Annotated in this window: 21 protein-coding genes and 1 pseudogene; 9 read left to right on the top strand and 13 right to left on the bottom strand. The window is 64.7% G+C overall.

Going from position 1 to position 23,264, the window contains the following annotated elements; genetic code table 11:
• From WCE05_RS15855 to WCE05_RS15830, 6 genes and pseudogenes are all read left to right on the top strand, one after another.
• Positions 1–557 (top strand): annotated as a pseudogene (locus WCE05_RS15855) (hypothetical protein); the annotation flags it as partial.
• On the top strand, positions 550–1,488 hold the full coding sequence (locus tag WCE05_RS15850) for a hypothetical protein (protein ID WP_368816162.1): 939 nt from the start codon (positions 550–552) through the stop codon (positions 1,486–1,488). The pseudogene WCE05_RS15855 and the gene WCE05_RS15850, both read left to right, overlap by 8 nt.
• A gap of 53 nt (positions 1,489–1,541) precedes the next feature.
• A complete protein-coding gene (locus WCE05_RS15845; RefSeq protein ID WP_368816161.1) occupies positions 1,542–1,841 on the top strand; it encodes a hypothetical protein in 300 nt (99 codons plus the stop codon).
• Between the two features lie 51 nt (positions 1,842–1,892).
• A complete protein-coding gene (locus tag WCE05_RS15840; RefSeq protein WP_368816160.1) occupies positions 1,893–2,831 on the top strand; it encodes a hypothetical protein in 939 nt (312 codons plus the stop codon).
• Between the two features lie 2 nt (positions 2,832–2,833).
• Positions 2,834–3,052: a hypothetical protein gene (locus WCE05_RS15835; protein ID WP_368816159.1), complete on the top strand. Its 219-nt coding sequence runs from the start codon at positions 2,834–2,836 to the stop codon at positions 3,050–3,052.
• Between the two features lie 203 nt (positions 3,053–3,255).
• On the top strand, positions 3,256–4,188 hold the full coding sequence (locus WCE05_RS15830) for a hypothetical protein (RefSeq protein WP_368816158.1): 933 nt from the start codon (positions 3,256–3,258) through the stop codon (positions 4,186–4,188).
• A 180-nt stretch (positions 4,189–4,368) separates the two neighbouring features.
• On the opposite strand, the gene WCE05_RS15825 is transcribed toward WCE05_RS15830, so the two are convergent.
• The 13 genes from WCE05_RS15825 to WCE05_RS15765 all read right to left on the bottom strand — a co-directional run bounded on the left by WCE05_RS15825 (position 4,369) and on the right by WCE05_RS15765 (position 18,058).
• Complete coding sequence (locus tag WCE05_RS15825; protein WP_368816157.1) at positions 4,369–5,067, bottom strand: response regulator; 699 nt, start codon at positions 5,065–5,067, stop codon at positions 4,369–4,371.
• Positions 5,064–7,718, bottom strand: a complete 2,655-nt coding sequence (locus tag WCE05_RS15820; RefSeq protein ID WP_253090997.1) for a sensor histidine kinase KdpD — start codon at positions 7,716–7,718, stop codon at positions 5,064–5,066. The genes WCE05_RS15825 and WCE05_RS15820 overlap by 4 nt, the downstream gene beginning before the upstream one ends.
• 59 nt (positions 7,719–7,777) lie before the next feature.
• The gene (gene kdpC, locus WCE05_RS15815; RefSeq protein ID WP_225790410.1) at positions 7,778–8,350 is read right to left on the bottom strand and encodes a potassium-transporting ATPase subunit KdpC; all 573 of its coding nucleotides are present in this window, start codon (positions 8,348–8,350) and stop codon (positions 7,778–7,780) included.
• 11 nt (positions 8,351–8,361) lie between these two features.
• Positions 8,362–10,419 carry a potassium-transporting ATPase subunit KdpB gene (kdpB, locus tag WCE05_RS15810; protein ID WP_253090998.1) on the bottom strand — a complete coding sequence of 686 codons (2,058 nt, stop codon included), beginning with the start codon at positions 10,417–10,419 and terminating at the stop codon, positions 8,362–8,364.
• A 10-nt stretch (positions 10,420–10,429) separates the two neighbouring features.
• The gene (gene kdpA / locus WCE05_RS15805) at positions 10,430–12,124 is read right to left on the bottom strand and encodes a potassium-transporting ATPase subunit KdpA (protein WP_368816156.1); all 1,695 of its coding nucleotides are present in this window, start codon (positions 12,122–12,124) and stop codon (positions 10,430–10,432) included.
• A gap of 9 nt (positions 12,125–12,133) precedes the next feature.
• On the bottom strand, positions 12,134–12,223 hold the full coding sequence (kdpF, locus tag WCE05_RS15800; protein WP_225790407.1) for a K(+)-transporting ATPase subunit F: 90 nt from the start codon (positions 12,221–12,223) through the stop codon (positions 12,134–12,136).
• Positions 12,224–12,424: 201 nt separating this feature from the next.
• Positions 12,425–13,477 (bottom strand): AI-2E family transporter, encoded by a 1,053-nt coding sequence (locus WCE05_RS15795; protein ID WP_253168390.1) that lies wholly within the window; start codon positions 13,475–13,477, stop codon positions 12,425–12,427.
• A gap of 12 nt (positions 13,478–13,489) precedes the next feature.
• Positions 13,490–14,284 carry a DUF4892 domain-containing protein gene (locus WCE05_RS15790; protein WP_225790405.1) on the bottom strand — a complete coding sequence of 265 codons (795 nt, stop codon included), beginning with the start codon at positions 14,282–14,284 and terminating at the stop codon, positions 13,490–13,492.
• A gap of 107 nt (positions 14,285–14,391) precedes the next feature.
• Positions 14,392–15,246, bottom strand: coding sequence for an alpha/beta hydrolase (locus tag WCE05_RS15785; protein WP_225790404.1), 855 nt, complete (start codon positions 15,244–15,246; stop codon positions 14,392–14,394).
• Positions 15,243–16,031 carry an alpha/beta fold hydrolase gene (locus WCE05_RS15780; RefSeq protein WP_225790420.1) on the bottom strand — a complete coding sequence of 263 codons (789 nt, stop codon included), beginning with the start codon at positions 16,029–16,031 and terminating at the stop codon, positions 15,243–15,245. The genes WCE05_RS15785 and WCE05_RS15780 overlap by 4 nt, the downstream gene beginning before the upstream one ends.
• Before the next feature lie 185 nt (positions 16,032–16,216).
• A complete protein-coding gene (gene sixA / locus WCE05_RS15775; protein WP_253081567.1) occupies positions 16,217–16,675 on the bottom strand; it encodes a phosphohistidine phosphatase SixA in 459 nt (152 codons plus the stop codon).
• Positions 16,672–17,019, bottom strand: a complete 348-nt coding sequence (locus WCE05_RS15770) for a DUF4389 domain-containing protein (RefSeq protein WP_225790402.1) — start codon at positions 17,017–17,019, stop codon at positions 16,672–16,674. Before WCE05_RS15770 ends, sixA begins: the two co-directional genes overlap by 4 nt.
• A gap of 13 nt (positions 17,020–17,032) precedes the next feature.
• The gene (locus WCE05_RS15765; RefSeq protein ID WP_225790401.1) at positions 17,033–18,058 is read right to left on the bottom strand and encodes an NAD(P)H-dependent glycerol-3-phosphate dehydrogenase; all 1,026 of its coding nucleotides are present in this window, start codon (positions 18,056–18,058) and stop codon (positions 17,033–17,035) included.
• A 180-nt stretch (positions 18,059–18,238) separates the two neighbouring features.
• Between WCE05_RS15765 and WCE05_RS15760 the strand changes: the two genes are divergently transcribed.
• The 3 genes from WCE05_RS15760 to WCE05_RS15750 are packed head-to-tail and all read left to right on the top strand — an operon-like array spanning position 18,239 to position 23,204.
• Entirely contained in the window at positions 18,239–20,386 is a 2,148-nt protein-coding gene (locus WCE05_RS15760; RefSeq protein WP_225790400.1) for a TonB-dependent siderophore receptor, read from the top strand.
• Positions 20,386–21,276: an ABC transporter substrate-binding protein gene (locus WCE05_RS15755; RefSeq protein ID WP_368816155.1), complete on the top strand. Its 891-nt coding sequence runs from the start codon at positions 20,386–20,388 to the stop codon at positions 21,274–21,276. The genes WCE05_RS15760 and WCE05_RS15755 overlap by 1 nt, the downstream gene beginning before the upstream one ends.
• Entirely contained in the window at positions 21,273–23,204 is a 1,932-nt protein-coding gene (locus WCE05_RS15750) for a response regulator (protein WP_368816154.1), read from the top strand. Before WCE05_RS15755 ends, WCE05_RS15750 begins: the two co-directional genes overlap by 4 nt.
• Positions 23,205–23,264: the final 60 nt, after the last annotated feature.

Below are 23,264 nucleotides of genomic sequence, written 5' to 3'. Positions count from 1 at the left end.
TGGTCAAGCACTGGAACGTCAGGCCGCAGAACATCCTCGGCTACAGCACCGACCCTGCCATTCCCAGCCGTTTCGGGCTGAAGAACAAGAGCGACCATGGGATCGACATGTTGGTGTATGTGCCGCCGCCACCGTCGATGAAGGTGAGGAATCCGACTACCCAGGCTATGCGTCATCACATCGATGGTTTGAAGGGAACGGCGCCGGTGGAAGAGATGCGGTTTGAAGAAGGAACGTTGTTGGTGATCGAGGTGAAGACGACCCTGGGGAAAAGCAAAACGCCTGGATTTCTGAAGACCCAAGCGGTAGGAGGCGCTGAGAATCTGCAACGTATCAAAAAATTAATAAGTAAGCAGCGCCAAGGATGGAAAGTAGAGACATTAATGAAAGCCGACCCCGCCTTTGCTTTCAAGCTAAAAAAAATACGTGAAAAATTAATTGATAACAAAATTTCATATATACACGCACAAGTATTTTTTAACACCAAGGGACAACCAAACCCCCTGACAGGAAATGCAACTGGAATCCAACTCAACAAATGGACTTCACATGACTAAAAAACCACAAGCACGCCTTACAAAAAGCCTAAATACAATCCATTCCTGGGCACTTAGTGAGCTTCCCCAAGATATCAATAACATTACAACCTACGTAGAGCGCGGCGGTTCCGTCGGAATTGCGGCCGACGAATTTTTCATGCTTGGCATGAACCAGATCGGAAAAGCTTTTCAAACGCTCTCAAACTCATCCATAACAACATCAACAAAGCAGATAGCCGCGGGCACCAGAATATTAGTGGCCGCCGATTCGATACTAATCAAGAGGCTACAAGGCACTCGAAATATAAGCTTTGACGATTTAGATGGCATTACTCACATAATGCTGTGTGCATTAGCCACAGGCCAATTCAGTCTGATCGAGCCCTTCCACCGGGCTGTTTTCGCTGGCCTTGAGAACGGCTACGGCGTTCGTGACGGTCACAACTTACCCATCGGCACCAGCCTACGCTTCGCCGCCTTCGGCCTGGCTATCATCGGCAACTGGCTCGGCAAGCCGCTCGACCTCGACAAACATGCCCTACCCCGCGATCCCGCCTGGGGCCAACTGGTCGCCCACTGGCGCGAACCCAATCCCGAGAAACTGCTTCCCGTTCTACTCACCGCCTGCGATACCCATGTCGAGCGCATCGCCCTGACCTCCCGCGAACTCGACTCCGGCAACTTCGAATTCGGCTCCCCTTTCGAGGCGGTCTACCCCGCTGAAATCCTGGCCATCCTCAACCTACGCCGCTCTTTGGATCTGGCCAACCCTTTCATCGATCATCCCTTGATGAAAACGCCCTACGCTGCACTGACCTGCCCACCAGAAACGCGCTTCGAAAAAGATGAGCTGCTCGAACGTTTCCTGTTGGCCGCTCGAAAATACGATCCCGAGGCTGTTCCGGAGGGTCTCTATGAAGCCGTGCTGCAAACGAACACGGCAAGCTGAGTGAGGAATCCGACGACCAATGAAATGCGCCATCACATCGATGGATTGAAGGGGTGGCGCCGGTGGAAGAGATGCGGTTTGAAGAAGGAACGTTGTTGGTGATCGAGGTGAAGACGACGCTGGGGAAAAGCAAGACGCCTGGGTTTCTCAAAACCCAACAAAATGGGGGGAGTATCAACATCAAGCGCATTCAGCACCTCATACACAATAAAGCCCAAGATTGGAATCCATCCCACTTAACAAATATAGACCCCACCCTCACCTCCAAGTTAGCAGCCATAGACAACGCCCTTGAAGAGAAAAAATCAAATACATACATGCGCAAATATTCTTTGACAGCAAAGGCACCTTAAGCGGCCTATCAGCGAATACTACAAATATTCAACTAAACAACTGGAACTAACATGAGCACAGACATCCCCATGCGCCTGAAAAGGAGCTTGACCAACACACCAACATGGGCTACTGACAATTTCCCAAGCAAAGAGCACCTAATAGCTGACTACATCGAAGGCTCTGGAAGTCTCTATAGAGCTTGCAGAGAGCTATTCTCTACCGGAATGATAAATATCGGCAATGGCCTTCTGCTTGCAGCCAATGGTTCCGGCTTGGCTGCACAAAAAAGCCTAGCATGGGCAGTCCGCGAAATGCTGGTGGCTGATACGATCCTCATTCAGCGATTGAGGGAAACTCAAGACGAAGACATCGCTGTACTGGACGATATCACTCTCCTAATGCTGTGTGCTCTTGCCACTGGTCAATTCGAACTGATTGCGCCAATACGTAAAGTCATATTCACCGCACTTGAAAATGGCTACGGCGTTCGTGATGGCCACAACTTACCCATTGGCACCACCCTGCGCTACGCCGCCTTCGGCCTGACCATCATCGGCGACTGGCTCGGCAAGCCGCTCGACCTCGACAGACATGCCCTACCCCGCGACCCCGCCTGGGGCCAACTGGTCGCCCACTGGCGCGAGCCCGATCCCGAGAAGCTGCTCCCCGTTCTACTCGCCGCCTGCGATACCCATGTCGAGCGCATCGCCCTGACCTCCCGCGAACTCGACTCCGGCAACTTCGAATTCGGCTCCCCCTTCGAGGCGGTCTATCCCGCCGAAATCCTGGCCATCCTTAACCTGCGCCGCTCCTTGGGGCTGACCAACCCTTTCATCGATCATCCCTTGATGAAAACGCCCTACGCCGCACTGACCTGCCCGCCAGGAACGCGCTTCGAAAAAGATGAGCTGCTCGAACGTTTCCTGTTGGCTGCTCGAAAGCACGACCCCGAGGCTGTTCCGGAGGGGCTCTATGAAGCCGTGCTGCAAACGAACTCGGCAAGCTGAGCATGGCCGGTCTAGAAACGCTGCGCCAGGGTGTACGCAACGGCGCACTGCCCGTGCCCGATGGTTTGAAGGGAATGGCGCCGGTAGAAGAGATGCGGATTGAAGAAGGAACGTTGCTCGTGATCGAGGTAAAGACGACGCTAGGAAAAAGTAAAACACCAACTTTTCTAACTACGCAGAAAGATGGGGGAGCCGAAAATCTGCGCGCATACAGAACCTGATTAATCGCAGACAAAAGGCTGGAGCACAAAAAAACTAAAAGAAATTTATCCAGATTTCGAGACTCGCTCAGAAACCATTAGCGATGCCCTGAGAGCGAACAGAGCAACCTATCTCCATGCACAAGTTTTCTTTGACTCGACCGGTCGAATGAACACGTTAGCCGGCAACAGCACAGGCATTCAGATAAACAGGTGGGATTAACATGAAGACCAAGAAAAAAAACCGTTTGGCAATCAGCCTAAAAGAAGTCGATGACTGGGCGAACGATGCGCTCCCTCTCCACCCAGAAAGAATAGAAAACTACATCGACTCCGGCGGTACGATTGCGATTGCATGTGATGAAATCTTCAGAACTGGAATGAACGAAATAGGGAAAAGCCTACAGTTCACCTTGCAAGAAAATCATTCAGCACATAAGAGACTACTAGCGTCTGGATCTTTAAAAATGCTGTTGTCCGATAGCATTACAATTCAGGACTTAAAAAGCACTAAAAGAGTCGGCGTCGACAATCTAGATGGTATTACTGAGATTATGTTGTGTGCATTGGCCACAGGCCAATTCTGTCTGATCGAGCCCTTCCACCGGGTTGTTTTCGCAGGCCTTGAGAGCGGCTACGGTGTTCGTGACGGTCACGACTTACCCCTCGGCACCACCCTGCGCTACGCCGCCTTCGGCCTGACCATCATCGGCGACTGGCTCGGCAAACCACTCGACCTCGACAAACATGCCCTACCCCGCGACCCCGCCTGGGGCCAACTGGTCGCCCACTGGCGCGAGCCCGATCCCGAGAAACTGCTTCCCGTTCTACTCGCCGCCTGCGATACCCATGTCGAGCGCATCGCCCTGACCTCCCGCGAACTCGACTCCGGCAACTTCGAATTCGGCTCCCCCTTCGAAGCGGTCTACCCCGCCGAAATCCTGGCCATCCTCAACCTGCGTCGCTCTTTGGGGCTAGCCAACCCGTTCATCGATCACCCCTTGATGAAAACGCCCTACGCCGCACTGACCTGCCCGCCAGGAACGCGCTTCGAAAAAGATGAGCTGCTCGAACGTTTCCTGTTGGCCGCTCGAAGGTTCGACCCCAAGGCTGTTCCGCAAGGCCTGCTCGAAGTCATCCTGCAAACAGAACCCTGAGCCATGTCTAGGCCAAAAATCACTTCGGCACCGTGCGGGCTCCACGAAATAAGCATCGGGGTGTATGGCACCGACTTTGTCGGTGATCGCGGGCAAGCCCGCTCCCACAGGGCCCTTCGTCAGCCGTATGTTCTCTGCGCGGCAGTATATCGATGAAGCCAGGCAACTTCAGCCTGGACCTCACGGCTGCCCAGGCGCCACCAACCGATAGCCCACCCCTGCCTCGGTGATGATGAAGCGTGGCGCGGTCGGGTCATCGCCGAGCTTCTGCCGCACATGCGCCACGACGATCCGCAGGTAGTGGGTATCGTCCACATGAGTCGGCCCCCAGATGTCCTTGAGCAGTTGCTGCTGGGTGATCACCCGCCCGGGATGCGCCGCCAGTTGTGCCAGCAAGGCGTACTCCTTGCGGGTCAGGGGCACCTCGACGCCGTCGAGCATCACTTTGCGGTAGGCGAAATCCACGGTCAGCGGGCCGAAGCTCGCTACCGACTCCACGGCACCGGTTTGCGGGGCGTGGCGAAGCAAGGCGCGGATGCGCGCAAGGAACTCCTGGATGCCGAACGGCTTGGTCACATAGTCATTGGCCCCACCGTCCAGGGCATCGACCTTCTGCACCTCGCTGGCCCGCACCGACAGCACCATCACCGGCACCGCACTCCACTCGCGTAGCTCGCGCAAGACCTGCTGGCCGTCCATGTCCGGCAACCCCAGGTCCAGCACCACCAGGTCGGGCCGCGCGAGGGCAGCCTGGGCCAAACCCTCGCCACCGGTGGCGGCTTCGATCACCTTGTAGCCCTGGGACACCAGGCTGATACGCAGGAACTTGCGGATCTGCGGCTCGTCGTCGATGACCAGGAGGGTGGCGGGCTGGCTCATGGGGTTTCGCGTTCAGGCTCAGGTTGAGTGGGCAACGGCAAGCATAGAGTGATGCAGGTGCCCTGGCCATCGATGCCTTCGCCGACCAGGATCCGCCCGCCATGGGCACCGATCATGCCTTGGCAGATGGCCAAGCCCAAGCCGGTGCCTTGCCCTCCCCGGTCACCACGCGCCGCGGTGTAGAACATGTCGAAGATCTTTTCCCGCTCGGCCGCCGGGATGCCCGGCCCCTGGTCGCTGACAGCGAAACACAACTGCTCGTCCTGCGTCGTGACCCGCAGCTCCAGGCGCCCCTTGGCCGGCGAGAAGCGCGCGGCATTCTCCAGCACGTTGACCAGCGCCTGCTCGATCAACGCCGCGTGCACGAACAGCAACGGCAGCTCGGCGGGCACCTCGGTGTGCACGCGCAACGGCGCCAGCACCACACGCAGGCGATTCAGTGCGCTGCCGACGATGTCCGCCGGTGCGACCCAGTCACGGGCGAGCTTCAGGCCGCCATGGCCCAGGCGGGTCATGTCCAGCAGGTTCTGGATGTAGCGGTCCAGGCGCTCGGCCTCGTTGCGAGTGCCTTCCAGCAAGTCCCGGCGGTCATCGGGGGAGATCGCGTCACCCAGGGCGAGCAGGCTGTCGATACTGCCGCGCATGGCCGTCAGGGGCGTGCGCAGGTCGTGGGAGACGGAGGCCAGCAAGGCGCTGCGCAGTTGCTCGGTTTCGCCCTGCAGCCGCGCCGCCTCCAGCTGCTCGGCCAGCCTGGCCCGCGCCAGCGCCTGGGCCAGCGGCTCGCCAAGGGCCATGAGCAGTCGCCGGCGCTGGGCGCTCAACGGTTCGCCGGAACGCGGCAGCACGCCGAGCAGGGCCAACGGCTGCGCCTCCACCGACAACGGCCACCACCACCAGCGGCCATGGGGCAAGGTGTCGCTGCCATGGCCGGCGGCCTGGCCATGCTGCCAGGCCCACTCGGCAGCGGCGCGTTCGTTGTCGGTGAATGACGACGCCTGGCCGCCGGCTACCCGCAGCAATCCTTCGCCGTCGCGCTCCAACAGGCACACCTGCACGTCCTGCCAGCCGCCCAAGTGCTGGCCGGCGGCGTTGAAGACCGCCTGGCGGTCGGTGGCCACGGTCAATCGCCGCGACAGCTCGAGCAATTGGCTGGTCTCGGCCTGGGTTTCGCGCAGGGCCTGCAACTGGCGGCGCTGGCGCGTGGCCAGGTTGCCGGTCAGCGCGGCCATGAACAGGAAGAACATCAAGGTCAGCACGTCCTCTTCGCGCTGGATGCTCAAGGAGAAGTTCGGTGGAATGAACAAGAAGGCGTAGGCCAGGAACGACAGCGCCGCGCACACCAGGGCCGGGCCCAGGCTGCTGCGCACCGCCACCATCAGCACCGCGGCGAGGAACACCAGGGAAATGTTGGGCAAGGCCAGCACGCTCGACACCGCCCACGCCAGGCCAGAGGCCAGCGCGGTGGCCAGTAGCGCCAGCACGTAGTGACGCCAGGCCCAGACCCGTTTGACCGCCACCCGCACCGGCTGCGGTTGTTCATCGCGGTCGAGCACGTTGATCTCCAGGCCATGGCTTTCGCGCAACAAGCGCGCTGCCACACCGGCCCCGAAGAAGCGTCGTCGCAGGCGATTGCGGGATTGCCCCACCAACACCAGGCTGGCCCGACGCTCGGTGGCATGCTGGATGAGGGTTCGCGCCACTTCGCCCCCACGCAGCACCACCACCTCGCCCCCCAGGCGTTCGGCCAGTTGCTGGGCCGCCTGCAAGCACTGGCGCGCGGTTTCGTCGCGCAGGCGGCCGCTGTCCACATGGACCATGCTCCAGGGCAGGTGGCGGCGTTGCGCCACCCGGCTGGCATGGCGCACCAGGCGCTCGGCCTGGTCGTCGCTGTCGACACCGACCAGCAGACGCCCGCGCAGGGCCGGTGCCTCCTGGCCACGCTGGCGATAGCCGTGGGCCAGGTCGGCATCGACCTGGGCCGCGGCGGTTTGCATGGCCAGTTCGCGCAGGGCGGTGAGGTTGGTCTGGGAGAAGAAGGCATCGATCGCCGCCCGCGCCTGCTCCGGCACATAGACCTTGCCCTCGCGCAAGCGCTCGAGCAGCTCGCGCGGCGGCAGGTCGATCAGCACCAGCTCGAAGGCCTCCTGCAGGACCCAGTCCGGTACGGTCTCGCGCACCTGCACGCCGGTGATGTCGCGCACCTTGTCGTTGAGGCTCTCCAGGTGCTGGACGTTGACCGTGGTGTACACGTCGATGCCGCTGCCCAGCAACTCCTGGACATCCTGCCAGCGCTTGGCATGACGGCTGCCCGGGGCATTGGTGTGCGCCAGTTCATCGACCAACACGAGGGAGGGAGCGACCTCGAGCAAGCCGTCCAGATCCATTTCCTCGAGGATCACCCCACGGTATTCGCTGCGTAGCAAGGGTTGCTGCGCCAGGCCGCCGAGCAGCGCCTCGGTCTCGGCGCGGCCGTGGGTCTCGACGACCCCGGCCAGCACCCGTACCCCCTGGCGCTGCTGGGCATGTGCAGCCTGCAGCATGGCGTAGGTCTTGCCCACACCGGGCGCGGCCCCGAGAAACACCTTGAGCTTGCCGCGCCCCTCGCGCGGCAGGCTCGCCAGCAGCGCATCGGCGCGGGCGGAATCACTCATGTTGCATCCTTTACGTGTACGGCGATCAGGAGTCCTGGGCCTGCTTCGCGGCCCCAACATCAACGTCCGGCATTGTCGCCAACTGGCGCCAGGCGTTCCAAGGCCTGGTTCAGAGCCAGCACGTTGACCACCGGCGGGCCGACCAATGGCTGCAGGGTGGCCTCATCCACCAGCACTTGCAAGCGCTCCACCGCAACCTGGCGCGCCGCCGCCACACGAGGGAGTTGGTAGGCGATCGCCTCGGGCGGCAGGTGCGGGTCCAGGCCGCTGCCGGAGGTGGTCAGCAGCGCCAGGGGCACCGGCCCCTGCTGCGCCTGGTACAGCGCACCGGCATCGGCCCGGACCCGCTCGGCCAGTGCTGGGTTGCTGGGCGACAGGTTGCTGGCACCGCTGGGGAGCGTGGCATAGCCGGCCGCCGAAGGGCGTGCCTGGAACCAGGCATCCCCCGTGAAACCCTGGGCGATCAGCAGCGAACCGCGCACCCGGCCCTGCTCGTCGCGGACCAGGCTGCCGTTGGCTTGCCCGGGGAAGGCGGCCTGGGCGATGCCGGTCACCAGCAAGGGGTAGAGCACGCCGGTGACCAGGCTCATCAGCAGGATCAGGCTCACGGCTGGGCGTACACAAGGGTTCATGTTCATCTCCTTCAAACCAGGTGCAAGGCATTGAGCAAGAGGTCGATCAGCTTGATGCCGGCGAACGGCACGATGATCCCACCCATGCCGTAGATCAGCAGGTTGCGCCGCAACAGGTGCGCCGCGCTCGCCGCCTGTACCCGCACACCGCGCAGGGCCAGCGGGATCAGCACGATGATGATCAGCGCGTTGAACACGATCGCCGAGAGGATCGCGCTCCGTGGGCTGGCCAGGTGCATCAGGTTGAGCACGCCCAGTTGTGGGTGGATCGAGGCGAACAGCGCCGGCAGGATGGCGAAGTACTTGGCCACGTCGTTGGCGATGGAGAAGGTGGTCAGCGCGCCGCGGGTAACCAGCAGCTCCTTGCCCACCTGGACCACATCCAGCAGCTTGGTCGGGTCGCTGTCCAGGTCGACCATGTTGGCCGCCTCGCGGGCTGCCTGGGTGCCATCGTTCATGGCCATGCCGACATCGGCCTGGGCCAGTGCCGGGGCGTCGTTGGCGCCGTCGCCGCACATGGCTACCAGACGGCCTTCGTTCTGCTCCTGGCGGATGCGCGCCAGCTTCTTCTCCGGCGTGGCCTCGGCCAGCACATCGTCCACGCCCGCCTCGGCTGCGATGGCGGCGGCAGTCAGCGGGTTGTCGCCCGTCACCATCACGGTACGGATGCCAAGTTTGCGCAACTCGGCGAAGCGCTCGCGGATACCGGGCTTGACCACATCCTTGAGGTGGATCACCCCCAACAGGCGCGTGTCGAGGCAGACCAGCAACGGCGTACCGCCACCCTGGGCGATGCGCTCGATTTCACGGGCCAGGGGCACCGGCATTTCCTCGCGTGGCAAACCCACGAAGGCCAGTACCGCGTCGACGGCGCCCTTGCGATAGCGGCGCTGCTGGAAATCGACGCCCGACAGGCGGGTTTCGGCGCTGAAGGCGATCGGTTCGAACGGCTGCTCGCCAGGCGGCTCGATCACGTCCTGCCGCTGGCGCAGGTACTCGACGATCGACTTGCCCTCGGCGGTGTCGTCGGCCAGCGAGGCGAGCAAGGCACCCTCCCCCAGCTCGCGGGCGCTGACGCCCGGCGCGGGGTGCACGGCACTGCAACGGCGGTTGCCGAAGGTGATGGTGCCAGTCTTGTCGAGCATCAGCGTGTGCACGTCGCCGGCGGCCTCCACGGCGCGGCCGGAACGGGCGATGACGTTCAACCGGACCAGGCGGTCCATGCCGGCGATGCCGATGGCCGAGAGCAGGCCGCCGATCGTGGTCGGTATCAAAGTCACCAACAAGGCGGCGAGGAAGATCAGCGGCAGGCTGCCGCCGGCGAAATGCGCGAATGGCTGCAGGGTCACCACCACGATCAGAAAGATCAGGGTGAGGCCGATCAGCAGAATGTCCAGGGCGATCTCGTTGGGCGTCTTCTGCCGCTTGGCACCTTCGACCAGGGCGATCATGCGGTCCAGGGTCGACTCGCCGGGGTTGCTGGTGATGCGCACCAGCAGCCAGTCGGAAACCAGGCGGGTGTTGCCGGTCACCGCCGAGCGGTCGCCCCCGGACTCGCGGATCACCGGGGCGGACTCGCCGGTGATGGCGGCCTCGTTGACCGCGGCGATGCCCTCGAGCACTTCGCCATCGCCGGGGATCAGCTCACCGGCCAGCACCTTGACCACATCGTCCTTGCGCAATTCGCTGGCCGATACCTGTTCGAAATCGCCGCTGGCGGTGCGGCGCCGGGCACTCATGCCCTGGCTGCCCGCCTTGAGGCTGTCGGCACGGGCCCTGCCACGGCCTTCGGCCAGCGCCTCGGCGAAGTTGGCGAACAATACCGTGAACCACAGCCACAGGGTGATCTGCAGCGCCACGCCAGTACCGACACCGCTGCCAGGCACGGCGCACAGTACGCTGGTGAGGGTGGCCGTCAGGGCCACCACCAACATCACCGGCGAGCGCTTGAGCTGGCGGGGGTCGAGTTTGAGAAACGCCTGCACCAGGGCCGGGCGCCAGAGCGCGGAAAAACGGGTGTGATCCGCCCCGCCACGCTGCGCTTTCACTTCAGAAATGGGCATGTTCATGGTGCGTTCCTCATAAACCAAGGCTCAGGTGTTCGGCGATCGGCCCAAGGGCCAGGGTTGGCAGGAAGGTCAGGCCGCCCACCAGCAGGATGGTCAGCAACAGCAGGGTGGCGAACAGCGGGCCATGGGTGGGGAAGCTGTTCAGCCCCTGGGGCGCGCTCGTCTTCGCCGCCAGGCTACCGGCCAGGGCCAGTACCGGCAGGATGTAGCCGAAGCGGCCGATGAGCATGGCCAGGCCGATCATCAGGTTGTGGAAGACCGTGTTGGCGCCGAAGCCAGCGAAGGCCGAGCCGTTGTTGGCGGTGCCGGAGGTGTAGGCATACAGCAGTTGGCTGAAGCCATGGGCGCCCGGGTTGCTAACCGCACCGGCAGCGCTCGGCGCGCTCGCCGCGATCGCCCCCAGCACCAGCACGCCGACCGGCATCACCAGCAGGCTCGCCACCAGCAATTGCACCTCGCGGGCCTGCAGCTTCTTGCCCAGGTACTCCGGCGTGCGGCCGATCATCAGCCCGGCCAGGAACACCGTGATCAACACGAACAGCAACATGCCGTACAGCCCTGCGCCGACACCGCCGAAGATCACCTCGCCGACCATCATGTCGAGCATGGCCACCAGGCCGGTGAGCGGGTTGAGGCTGTCGTGCATGGCGTTGACCGAGCCGTTGGAAGCCGCGGTGGTGGTCACTGTCCAGAGTACCGAGCCGGTGATGCCGACGCGGCTTTCCTTGCCTTCCAGCGGTGCCTCCTGCTGCACCTGGACGCTGTCCAGGGCCGGGTTGGGCTGGTGCTCGGACCACAGCGCGACGCTGCTGCCCATCAGGAACAGAGCGAGCATGCAGGCGAGGATCGCCCGGCTTTGGCGCAGGTCCTTGACGTAGTGGCCGAACATGAAGACCAGGGCCACAGGGATGAGGATGATCGAGGCCACCTCGAACAGGTTGCTCCAGGCCGTGGGGTTCTCGAAGGGATGTGCCGAATTGCTGCCGAAGAAGCCACCACCGTTGGTACCCAACTGCTTGATGGCGATCTGGCTGGCGGCTGGCCCCAGGGGGATGGTCTGCTCATGACCTTGCAAGGTCATGGCCTGAACAGCGTCGGCGAAGGTCTGCGGTACGCCCTGCCAGACCAGCGCCAGTGCCAGCAGCAGGCACAACGGCAGCAGGCCATAGAGGGTGGCGCGGGTCATGTCGACCCAGAAGTTGCCCAGGGTCGAAGCCGAACGCCGGGTGATCCCCCGGCACAAGGCGACCAGCACGGCAAGGCCGGTAGCCGCGCTGACGAAGTTCTGCACGGTCAGGCCGAGCATCTGGCTCAGGTAGCTGAGCGACGCCTCGCCACTGTAGGCCTGCCAGTTGGTGTTGGTGACGAAGCTCACCGCGGTGTTGAACGCCAGCGACCACTCCTGGCCGGGCAGGTGCTGCGGGTTGAGCGGCAGGTGGCCCTGCAGCGACAACAAGGCGAACAACAGCACGAAGCCGACCAGGTTGAAGGTCAGCAGGGCCAGGGCGTACTGCTTCCAGTTCTGCTCCTGGTCGGCACGCACCCCGGCCAAGCGGTAACAGGCCCGCTCCAACGGGCCGAGGATCGGCGACAGCCAGGTGCGCTGGCCTTCCATCACCTTGTAGTAGAAACGCCCAAGCCAGGGCGCTGGCAGCAGCACGATGGCGAAGAAGGCCAGCAGCAATGCGAAGTCATGACCGTGCATGGCCGCCCCCTAGCCGCGATCGGCGCGCAGCAGCGCCACCAGCAGGTACACCGCCAACGCCACTGCCAGGAGCAGCGACACCTCATCGAGCCTGTTCATGCGAATCTCCCCTTCTTGCGGCGTCGGCCGCTTCAGGGAAATTGTCGAAGAACGGGGCGTAAAGGAACGAGGCCGGAGCGGGTCTCAGGGCATAAAGAATGCGTAAAGGTTTCGGCGCAGTTCAGAGCCGCAAGCCTCAAGCTGCAAGCAAAAGCGGATCGTGTTGCTCACTCGGTCTCGCTTTTTCTTGCAGCTTGCCGCTTACCGTTGCGGTGTTTGCTGCCCAACGTTGCGACTCCAGTCGAGCAGCAGGCTGTAGCCCACCGCCAACAGGGTCGGGCCGATGAACAGGCCGATGAAACCGAAGGCGATCAAGCCGCCGAAGACGCCGAGCAGGACGATCACCAGCGGCAGGTTGCCGCCACGGCTGATCAGGTACGGCTTGAGTACGTTGTCCACGCCGCTGATGATGAAGGTGCCCCAGATCCCGAGGAACACCGCCATGCCGTACTCGCCCTTCCACGCCAGCCAGGCTGTGGCGGGGATCCAGGCCAGCGGCGGGCCCATGGGGATCAGGCTGAGCATGAAGGTGACCAGGCCAAGGACGATGGCCCCCGGCACGCCGGCGATCAGGAAACCGATCATCGCCAGCAGGCCCTGGGCCGCGGCGGTGCCGATCACGCCGTTGACCACCCGTTGCACCGTGGCGGCCACCAGGTCGAGGTAGTACTCGGCGCGCTCGCCCATCAGCCGCTGCAGCAGGCGCAGGACGAAGGCCGCCAGGCGCGGGCCGTCACGGTAGAAGAAGAACACGAAGACCAGGCTCAAGGTCAGCTCGAGGACACCGCTGCCGATCTGCGCACTGCGCGCCAGCAACCAGTTACCCACCTGGCCCAGGTAGGGCTTGGCCGAGGCCAGCAGGGCCGCGCCTTGCTGGTCGAGGGACTCCCACCAACCGACCAGGCGCTCGCCGACGAAGGGGATACTGCCCAGCCAGGCCGGTGCATCAGGCAGGCCGTCGACCTGCACGTCCCGCACGAAGGCGGTGGCATCGCGGATATGGTCGGCCAGGTTGAAACCCAGCCACACCAGGGGCAAGGCCACCACGAGAATCCACACCGCCGTCAACAGGCTGGCGGCAAGGGTTTCGCGCCCACCCAGCGCCCGGGTGAGCAGACGCATCAGCGGCCAGCTGGCGAACGCCAGGATGGCGCCCCAGAGCAGCGCCGAGATGAACGGTGCCATCACCCACAGGCCGGCGCCCAGCAAGGCCAGCAGGAGGATCTGGATCAACAGGCGGTCATTGTTGGCCATGCCGGCGCTCACTCAACGGATCAGTTCCAGGTGCAGCCCGGTCGTCGTCGCCTCCCCCACCTCCAGGCGGGCGCTGCGCACGCCGGCCTTGACCAGCTCCTCGCGCCAGGCCTCGGCCTCGCTGCCGCTGAGGCTGGCGCGCAGGGTGCTGTCCAGGTTCAGGCTGCGCCCGAGCAAGGCCACCCAGGCCGGTTGCGGGGAGGCAAGATCAGGGTAGTCCAGCTTGCCGGTGTCGCGCAGTTCGCGCAGCACCGTGGCTGGGGTCGGCAGCAGTTCGCCCAGCGGGCTGCTGGCGACGAACTCCTCGACATGCAGGTAGGCCCGGCGGTTGCCACGGGTCACGCTGTAGAGCGCGACCAGGGTATCGGCCTCTTCGGCGGAGCGACGCAGGAGGATGAACGCCTGCTGCTCGTCGCCGCCGTTGAGGCGAGCATTGCCGAACACCTGGTTGGCCCACAGGCTGGCCTCGCCGCAGTCACGCCCCTGGCACCAGAACAGCGGATAGCCGCCCTCGCGCTGCAGGGCTTCGCGGGCACTGGTGAACGCCTCGCGGGCGGTGCGCTCGACAGGCAGCTCGTAGGTGACGGAACTGACCAGGCCACGGCTCTCGACCTTCTCCTCGACCCGCAGCCGCCCACTGATCCTGCGCAGTCCTCCCATGGGGTAGACCCGCTCCTGCTCCACCGCCGGGCGCTGGTCGACCACCTTGGCATCCACCGGTACCGGCAGGCTAGCGGCCCACAGCAGTGGGCTGGCGAAGCCCAGGCAGCCGACGATGAAGGTACGAATGGGTGCACGCGCGCTCATCGGCCACCCTTGCCGCAGGCGGCGCCGGTGAAAAGCTCATGGATGTCTGGCATGTATGGTTGTCTCCCTGTTCAACCCGCCAAGCCTCGACACTTGTCCGGTGCAAGTCAAGAAAAGCCGAAGAAGCGATTGAAACAGTCTGCAACAAGGGCTGCCCCCTGTTCGTCGTTCAGGTGCAGGTGATGGCCCCCGGGTAGCATGGCCTGCTCAAAGGGTAGCTGCTCCAGCAACGCCGTGTGGCGAGCGAGCATGCCGTCAGCGGCCACCACCAGGCAGACCGGGCAACTGACCCGCTGCACGAAGGCCATGGCCTGGGCGTGGTTCAAACGCACCGCCGACGGCAAGGTCAAGCGGCTGTCGCTGCGCCAGCTGTAGCCGCCCGGCACCGGCATCAGGCCGCGCTGGGCGAGCAGTTCGGCGGCTTCACGGCTGACCGCGACCATGCCCTTCATCCGCGCCTGCACACCCTCTTCCAGGGTCGCGTAGACCGACTTGCGCTTGCCCTCCAGGCGCAGTTGCGCCTGCAGCGCCATCCCCAGGCGTTCGGCGGCGCCCTGCTCGTCCGCCGTGGGCGGGAGGACGCCATCGATCAACGCCAGGTGGCTGACCCGCTCCGGCAAGGCGCCGGCCAGCTGCACCGAGATGATCGCCCCCAGCGAATGCCCGAGCAGGCCGAAACGCGGCCAGCCCAGTTGCTCGGCAACCCGCAGCACGTCATGGGCATAGTCGGCCAGGGCGTAGCCGGCGCCGGGCGGACGATGCTCGGAGTAGCCGTGCCCGGCCAGGTCCAGGGCGACGATGCGCAGGCCCTTCAACCGTGGCGCCAGGCGGACGAAGCTGTTGGCGTTGTCCAGCCAGCCATGCAGGGCGATCACCGGCACGCCATCGGCCGGGCCGAACAGGTGCGCCGCCAGTTCGATATGGCCCAGGCTCAGGCGGATCTCCTCGACCTGGGCGCTCATGCCTGGCTCCAGCGGTCGAACAGCCCCTTGATCAGGCTGGCGGTATCGTCTGGCCGCTCCAGCGGGAACATGTGCCCACCCGGCACACAATGGTACTCGCCCCGTGGCATGCCCCGCACCGCCAGGGCGTGATGGCGGCGGATCACTCGGCTGCGATCGCCACGGACCATCGCCAACGGCACCTGCAACTGACGCGCCGGTGCCGGGCTGACATGGGGGATGCTGCGGTAGATACGGATCTCCGTGGCGGGGTCGAAGCGCAGGTGCAGCCCCTCCTGGCCAGCCTGCAGGCCATGCTCCAGGTAGGCCTCCAAGCACTCGGGATCGAAGTGCCGGAACAATGTCTTGCTGGCGAAGTAGGCCCGTGCGCTCTCACGGTCGGCGAAGGCCTCGCGTCGGCCCAGGGTACGGCCGGCCGGGGTGATCCGGTCGATGAAACCGAAGCGCTTGGCTGCGCGGATCAGCCACTGGTCAGCGCGGGTCAGCACTGGCGAGTCGAGCATCACCACGCCGCGGTAGTACTGTGGGCAACGCAGGGCGGCATGCAGGTGCAGCACCCCGCCGAGGGAATGCCCGACACCCCATACCGGCTGGTCCTGGCGGGCCAGGTGGTGCAGCAGTTCGTCGACCAGGTTCTGCCAGTTGTCGTTCACCGGGAAGCGCGGGTCGTGGGCATGCTGCGCCAGGTGCCGGACCTGGTAGTCCGGCGCCAGGGCAGCGAACAGCTTGCCGTAAGTGGCCGAAGGGAAGCCGTTGGCGTGGGCGAAGAAGATCTGCTGCGACATGACCGCCGGGTCCGCGTGGGGGATGATGGCCCATTGTCGGCAAGGTGCGCCGGGGCGGCAACGTTCGGAAAGGTCATCGCCCATGACGATCAGGTCATTTGCGGCCTGGACCGCCAGCGCGCTTTAGGGTCTACCCCTTCTACAGCGCTGGGTTTGGCAAATGCTGGGGCCGCTATAGCCAAGCCTCAACCAGGATGATACAGGCCACGCAACGTCATCACCCCCGCCAGCGGCCAGTCCCCCTCCAGCTCGGCCAGGCTGGCAGTGCTCATCGGCGCCGGCTGCTGGCCATGGCCATGCTCCAACAGGCCAACCAAAGTCCCCACCAGCGGCTGGTGGCTGACCAGCAGCACCTGCTCCAGCCCCAGGCGCTCCAGCTCGCCGATCACCTGCCCGGCATCGTGGTCGGACGTGAGCCAGGGCACGGTGCGCACCGGCTCGGCGAAACCGAGGGCCTCGTGCACCAGCGCCGCGGTCTGCTGCGCCCGCACGTAGGGGCTGGCAAGGATCGCCTGCAGTGGCTGGCCCAGTAGGCGTGCAGCGCTGCGCAGGACCTGCTCGCGGCCGTGGGCGGTCAGGCGCCGCTCGGCATCGCTGTTGGCACGCGGCTCGGCCTCGCCATGGCGCAGCACCCAGACCTTCACAGCTTCGGCTCCTCGTCGCGTACCGGATGCGCCGCCGGCGCCACCGCATGCGGCGTCTCGCCCTCAGGGGCGCGTGGCGCCGGCCAGTCGGCGAACGGCCAGGGTTTCTGGTCGCTGTGGAAGGTGCCGAAGCGGCCAATCTGCGCCAGGTACTGGCTCAGGCTGTCGCCGAAGTTCATCAGGCTGGCGCTGGGTGCGCCATAGATCAGGCGATAGATCAGCTGGACCAGCACCAGGCCACCGAGCAACAGTTCGGCCAGTTGCCAGATCACCAGGAAAACCAGCATCCACAGCACCCGCAGGATGATCGATTCGCGCTGGGCGCGGTTGGCAGTGTCGTTCATGTCGTGCTCCGGATCAGTTGAAACCGCTGGTGGAAATGAAATCGACATCGGTCTTGGGCTCGGCACGCATCAGGTGCTCGATCACCTGGTTCAGCGTGCGCCCCTCGAACAGGATGGCGTGCAGCCCCGCCACCAGCGGCATGTAGACCTGCATCTGCTGGGCCTTGGCCTTGAGCACCTTGAGGGTGTTGACGCCCTCGGCCACCTCGCCCAGGCGGCTGACCGCCTGCTCCAGGGTCAGGCCCTGGCCCAGGGCATGGCCGACCTGGTAGTTGCGGCTCTTGGGTGAGGAGCAGGTGACGATCAGGTCGCCCACGCCGGCGAGGCCGAGGAAGGTCATGGGGTTGGCGCCCAGGCTCACGGCGAAGCGGGTCATTTCCGCCAGGGCGCGGGTAATCAGCATGCTCTTGGTGTTTTCGCCCATGCCCAGGGCCACGGCCATGCCGGCGATGATCGCATAGACGTTCTTCAGCGCACCGCCGAGCTCGACGCCGAAGCGGTCGGCACTGGCGTAGACGCGGAAGGTACGCCCGTGCAGGACGGCCTGCACGCGCTGGCAGAGCGCCTCGTCCTCGCTGGCGACCACGGTGGCGGTCAGGGCATGCTCGGCGATCTCGCGGGCCAGGTTCGGCCCTGAGAGCACACCGATGCGGGCCTGGGGTGCGATCTCTTCGAGGATCTGGCTCATCAGCTTGAAGCTCTGCGCCTCGATGCCCTTGGTCAGGCTGACCAGGCATTTGCCACGCAACAGCTCGGCATGGGGCGCCAGCACGACGCGCAAGGCGCTGGATGGCAGGGCGACGAAGACCAGTTCACAGGCCTGCAGGGTGGCCAGCAGGTCATTGACCGGCTCGACGCCCTCCAGCAGGCGGATGCCCTTGAGGTAGCGCGGGTTCTCGCGGTTCAGGCGCATGGCCTCGGCCTGTTCCGGGTCGCGCATCCACTGCCGCACCGGGACACCGTTCTCCGCCAGCAGGTTCGCCACGGCGGTACCGAAGCTACCGCCTCCCAGAACTGCAACAGGTTGCTGTTCAGTCATATTCAATCCATTAAACCAATATATAAATGTAAGTGGCGACCGGAGCATTATACGGCGCGCTTACGCCAGAACCAGCGTCTCGCTCTCCCAACCCGAAGCCACCCCCGCTTTTCCTTGCAGCTTGCAGCTTGTGGCTTGTGTCTCACCGCCCGACTGGAAAAACCCCCACGGTCGGTTAACATGCCTGACTCATCCCTGAAACAAGGCCGTACCGTGTTCCCTGGCACGCCACCCTTCCCTCGCCTGCTATTGCTGACTGCCCTGGTGGGCGGGCCGGCCGTGGCCGACGACCTGTTCCTCGACAACCAGGACCTGCCACAGATTCTGACCGCCACCCGCCTGAAACAGTCCCCCGCGGCGGTGCCCGGCAGCATGACCGTGCTCGACCGCGAGCTGATCCGTGCCAGCGGCGCCCGAGACATTCCCGAGCTCATGCGCCTGGTGCCGGGGATGATGATCGGCTATGGCGCCGGCAACCAGCCGACGGTCAATTACCACGGCAGCAACGTCAACGACGCCCGGCGCATGCAGGTACTGATCGATGGCCGCTCGGTGTACCGCGCTGGCTTGGCCACGGTGGACTGGAGCGACATCCCGCTGGCAATGGAAGACATCGAGCGGATCGAAGTGTTCCGTGGCCCCAATACCGTCAGCTACGGCGCCAACGCCCTGATGGCGGTGGTCAACATCCTCACCCGCAACCCCGCCGACAGCCATGGCACGCGGCTGAAGGTCACCCGCGGCCAGGACGGCATCAACGACTACTACGTCAGCCATGGTTTCGGCTGGGACGGTGGCGACCTGCGCCTGTCGCTGTCCGGCATGCAGGACGACGGCTTCGACAGCGACCAGTTCGGCCAGGACTACCGCGACAGCCGACGCCTGAACCGCTTCAACCTCAGCGTCAGCCACAACCTGGCGCCCAACCAGACCCTGGAATGGCAACTGGCGGCCAAGGAAGGCAGCAACCAGCGACCCTACACCTACGAGCCGGTGTTTCCCTTCGTCACCGCCCGTGGCGACAACGCCGACGTCAACGCCAAGGACTACGCAGGTTCGGTGCGCTGGAACATCGATTTCAACCCCGAGCACAGCCTGTACGTCCAGGGCTCGGCCCAGCACTTCGACCGCCAGCAGGTGTGGCGTGCCTGTGACGCGGCCCTGGCGTTCAGCCCCGAACTGACCCGGTTGTGGCAACTGAACCCCGACTACGCCGAGCAGGTGGCCCGCCGGGCTTTCGACCCGCCCAACAGCAGCGACCCGGTGCAGCAGGCCCTGCGCGACCAGATCAAGAACCAGTGGGACAACCTCGGCGGCAAGCAGGTGGTGTGCGGCGACGTCGACCAGAGCACCCGCGAGACCCGCTACGACCTGGAGATCCAGGACACCCTCAGCCTGACCGACAACCTGCGCTTGCTCAGCGGCATGAACTACCGCTACGACCGGGCCGATTCGCAGACCTATTTCAACGGCGCCCTGGACGACCAGACCTGGCGCCTGTTCGGCCAGTTGGAATGGCGCGCCGATGAGCATTGGATCCTCCAGGGTGGGGCGATGTTCGAGGACACCCGCCTCTCCGGCAGCTCACTGACCCCGCGCCTGGCGGTCAACTACCTGATCACCCCGCGCCACGGCCTGCGCGCGGTGTACTCCGAAGCGGTGCGCTCGCCCGACATGTTCGAGAACAACGTCAACTGGAGCTACCGGGTCAACAACCTCAGCCCCACCGCGTTCGGCCAGCAGCACGCCGAGTATTTCGTCAAGACCCGTGGCCCGGGCAACCTCGACCAGGAGCGCATGCGCTCGCGGGAGCTGGGCTACAACGGCCACTTCAGCGACATCGACCTGAGCATGGACGTGAAGCTGTTCTATGACGAGATCACCGGCATGATCAGCGAGCCGCTGCGCAACAACCAATACATCGCCAGCAATGCCAACAAGGCCCGTTTCAGCGGCAGCGAGGCGCAACTGGACTGGCGCCCTACCCTGCACGACCGCTTGCGCCTGACCTATGCCTATGTCGACGCCTGGGCCAGCAATCCCGCCGACCGCCGTCTCAGTGCCCGCAACAGTGGCTCGGCCGGGTGGATGCGCGACTGGGGCGACGGCTGGTCCAGCGCGCTGTTCTACTATGGCGACGACGCCCTCAACCAATACCGCTACGAGCGCCTCGACCTGCGCCTGGCCAAGCGCATTCGCCTGCAGGGCACCAGCCTGGAACTGGCCGCGCTCTGGCAGCAGCGCCTGGACGACGAGCCGATCACCGCCCCGCAGAATCGCTATGACAGCCGCCACCGCCTGAGCGTCAGCGCGGAGCTTGAGTTCTGATGCGCCGGCTGCTGGGCCTGCTGCTGTTATGCCTGTGGCCGCTGGGGTCGCTGTCGGCCGGCGAAGTCCTGCTGGTCGGCGCCGAAGACCAGCCCGGTATCCGCAGCTTCGTCGCGGCCCTGGACGCACGTCGCAGCCACGACCAAGTACGTTTCCAGACAGTGGCCGAGCTGCCACGCCCGGGCCAGTTGAAAGCCGACATCCGCCTGGTGCTGCTCGACGGCGTCGCCCTCGACTGGCGCATGACCGAGGCGGCCGGGCCACCCGCCCTGGCCTTGCGGGTCAGCCGGGTGCAGGCCGAACAGCGCCTGGGCAAGGCCCGCCCGGTCTTCCTCAGCCTGCTGTGGAGCGACCCGCCCCCGGCCCGGCAACTGCGCCTGACCCGCTACCTGCTGCCCCAGGCACGACGGGTCGGGGTGCTGTACGGCGAGCACAGCCGCTTCCTGCTCGACGAACTGCGCCTGGCCGCCAGCCCGCTGGGCCTGGAGATCGTCGCCCAGGACTGGCCCGACCCGCGCGACAGTCGTCCGTTGCAGCACCTGCTGGGTAGCAGCGACGTGCTGCTGGGCATCGACGACCCCCACCTGTACAACTCCACGACCGCCAAGAACGTGCTGCTCAGCAGCTATGGCCGGCAAATGGCCTTGATCGGGCCGAGCGCCGGCTTCGTCCGCGCCGGCGCCCTGGCCAGCACCTACAGCGACCAGGACGACTGGCTGACGGTGCTCGACCGGCTGCTCGACCAGGCGCCGGCCCACTGGCCGCGCAGCCTCTACCCCGAGCACTTCGGGGTCAGTGGCAACCAGCAGGTGGCACGGGCCCTGGGCCTGGAGCCGATCGATCCGAAGGCCGCCGCCCTGGCCCTGGCCGAAGGAGAACCCACCCCATGAGCAGACGCCTGAGCTGGGACATCCACACCCGTACCCAGATCATCAGCCTGGGCCCAGCGCTCCTGTTGACCCTGCTGCTGATCAGTTTCTTCACCTTCGTGCGTATCCAGGACCTGCGCCAGGAGCTCAACCACACCGGCCAACTGATCGCCAACCAACTGGCCCCGGCCTCCGAATACGGGGTGATCTCGGGCAACAACGAGGTGCTGGAGAGCCTGATGCGGGCCACCTTGAGCATTCCCCACGTGCGCTTCCTGGAGGTGCAGGACAGCCGCAACCACATCCTGGTGTACGTGGAACAGGGCAGCGAGAACAGCAGCCGCTCCCAGCGCGTGGAAGTGTTCCAGGCCCCCATCCGCCTGCAGCAGATCCGCCTGGACGACGACTTCCTGCAACAGGGCGACATGCCCACCCCGAGCGTCGGCGACGATTACCTCGGGCGGGTGATCGTCGGCATGTCCGACGATGCCTTCAGCCAGCGCCAGCAGGAAATCGTCATCAAGGCCGGCATCCTCGCCCTGTTCGCCCTGCTGTTCACCTTCCTGCTGGCGCGACGCCTGGCCAGGAGCCTGGCCAAGCCGATCAGCGACATGGGCCACGCGGTCAAGGCGATCCAGCAGGGCGAGTTCAATGCGCCGGTCCCGGTGGTCGACGACAGCGAACTGGGCCACCTGGCCCGTCACATCAACAACCTGGCCAGCGCCCTGGAGCAGGCCAGCCACGAGCAGAAACAGGCCATCGCGCAATTGATCCAGGCCCGCGAGGAGGCCGAGCAGGCCAACCGGGCCAAGTCGGACTTCCTGGCGATGATGAGCCATGAGCTGCGCACCCCCATGAATGGCGTGCTCGGCATGCTGCAGTTGCTGGAAACCACCCAGCTGACCAGCGAACAGGCCGAATACACCGCGGTGGCCAGCGAATCCACCGGCCACCTGCTCAAGGTGATCAACGACATCCTCGATTTCTCGCGGATCGAGCGCACCGCCCTGGAGCTGGAACACATCGGCTTCAACCTGGGCGAACTGATCGCCAGCAGCGTCCAGTCGTTCCAGCACAGCGCCCAGCAGCGCGGCCTGGACCTGCGCCTGCAACAGCAGACGGGGATCGAACGGCTAGAGGTGACGGGCGACCCGACGCGAATCCGCCAGATCCTGCTGAACCTGATCGGCAACGCCCTGAAGTTCACCGAACAAGGCGAAGTGCACGTGCAGACCCACTGGCAGGTGCTCGATCAGCAACAGGTCTGGTTCACCTGTGCAGTGCGCGACACCGGTATCGGCATCGACAACGAACGGCTGGAGATGATGTTCGTCGCCTTCCAGCAGGCCGACAGCTCGATTTCCCGGCGCTACGGCGGCACCGGCCTGGGCCTGGCGATCGCCCGCACCCTGGCCGAGCGCATGGGGGGCCGCTTGCGGGGCGAGAGCCGTGAAGGCCTGGGCTCGACCTTTACCCTGGAGATCCCCCTGACCTTGGCCAGCGCCCCTGCGGCCCTGCTCCCAGGCAACGTAGAGCAGGGCCAGCCTGCCGCCTTGGGCGGCCGGATCCTGTTGGTGGAGGACAATCCGGTCAACCAGAGCGTCATCGAGGCCATGCTGCGTAGCCTGGGCTTCGATGTCAGCGTGGCGCTCGATGGCCTGCAGGCCATCGAGCAGGTGCAGCAGCAGTCGTTCGCGGCCGTGCTGATGGACTGCCGCCTGCCCCGGATGGACGGCTACGAAGCCACCCGGCGCATCCGCCTGCTACCCCGCGGCGCCCAAGTACCGATCATCGCCCTGACCGCCAATGCCCTGCAGGGCGACCGCGAGCGCTGCCTGGCCATCGGGATGAACGATTACCTGAGCAAACCCTTCAAGCGCACCGACCTGCAGCAGGTCCTGCAACGTTGGCTGCCCGGGCAGACAGCTGCGACTGGCGATAAAAGCTAAATTGCGGCAGTCTAGAGGCTGGACAGAACCCATCACTGGGCCTGAAAATACCGGTTTCAG

Origin of the sequence: Pseudomonas sp. I2, assembly GCF_040984075.1 — a bacterium.
GTDB lineage: Bacteria > Pseudomonadota > Gammaproteobacteria > Pseudomonadales > Pseudomonadaceae > Aquipseudomonas > Aquipseudomonas guariconensis_B.
This window is presented reverse-complemented; position numbering and strand designations above follow the sequence as displayed.

Coding starts and splice junctions, on each gene's coding strand:
- WCE05_RS15760 (WP_225790400.1), top strand. CDS start 18,239: ATGCCTGACTCATCCCTGAAACAAGGCCGTACCGTGTTCCCTGGCACG.
- WCE05_RS15840 (WP_368816160.1), top strand. CDS start 1,893: ATGAGCACAGACATCCCCATGCGCCTGAAAAGGAGCTTGACCAACACA.
- WCE05_RS15795 (WP_253168390.1), bottom strand. CDS start 13,477: ATGGCCAACAATGACCGCCTGTTGATCCAGATCCTCCTGCTGGCCTTG.
- kdpA (WP_368816156.1), bottom strand. CDS start 12,124: ATGCACGGTCATGACTTCGCATTGCTGCTGGCCTTCTTCGCCATCGTG.
- WCE05_RS15755 (WP_368816155.1), top strand. CDS start 20,386: ATGCGCCGGCTGCTGGGCCTGCTGCTGTTATGCCTGTGGCCGCTGGGG.
- WCE05_RS15750 (WP_368816154.1), top strand. CDS start 21,273: ATGAGCAGACGCCTGAGCTGGGACATCCACACCCGTACCCAGATCATC.
- WCE05_RS15780 (WP_225790420.1), bottom strand. CDS start 16,031: ATGTCGCAGCAGATCTTCTTCGCCCACGCCAACGGCTTCCCTTCGGCC.
- WCE05_RS15850 (WP_368816162.1), top strand. CDS start 550: ATGACTAAAAAACCACAAGCACGCCTTACAAAAAGCCTAAATACAATC.
- WCE05_RS15835 (WP_368816159.1), top strand. CDS start 2,834: ATGGCCGGTCTAGAAACGCTGCGCCAGGGTGTACGCAACGGCGCACTG.
- kdpB (WP_253090998.1), bottom strand. CDS start 10,419: ATGAACATGCCCATTTCTGAAGTGAAAGCGCAGCGTGGCGGGGCGGAT.
- WCE05_RS15770 (WP_225790402.1), bottom strand. CDS start 17,019: ATGAACGACACTGCCAACCGCGCCCAGCGCGAATCGATCATCCTGCGG.
- WCE05_RS15790 (WP_225790405.1), bottom strand. CDS start 14,284: ATGAGCGCGCGTGCACCCATTCGTACCTTCATCGTCGGCTGCCTGGGC.
- kdpC (WP_225790410.1), bottom strand. CDS start 8,350: ATGAACCCTTGTGTACGCCCAGCCGTGAGCCTGATCCTGCTGATGAGC.
- WCE05_RS15785 (WP_225790404.1), bottom strand. CDS start 15,246: ATGAGCGCCCAGGTCGAGGAGATCCGCCTGAGCCTGGGCCATATCGAA.
- WCE05_RS15820 (WP_253090997.1), bottom strand. CDS start 7,718: ATGAGTGATTCCGCCCGCGCCGATGCGCTGCTGGCGAGCCTGCCGCGC.
- kdpF (WP_225790407.1), bottom strand. CDS start 12,223: ATGAACAGGCTCGATGAGGTGTCGCTGCTCCTGGCAGTGGCGTTGGCG.
- WCE05_RS15830 (WP_368816158.1), top strand. CDS start 3,256: ATGAAGACCAAGAAAAAAAACCGTTTGGCAATCAGCCTAAAAGAAGTC.
- WCE05_RS15765 (WP_225790401.1), bottom strand. CDS start 18,058: ATGACTGAACAGCAACCTGTTGCAGTTCTGGGAGGCGGTAGCTTCGGT.
- WCE05_RS15825 (WP_368816157.1), bottom strand. CDS start 5,067: ATGAGCCAGCCCGCCACCCTCCTGGTCATCGACGACGAGCCGCAGATC.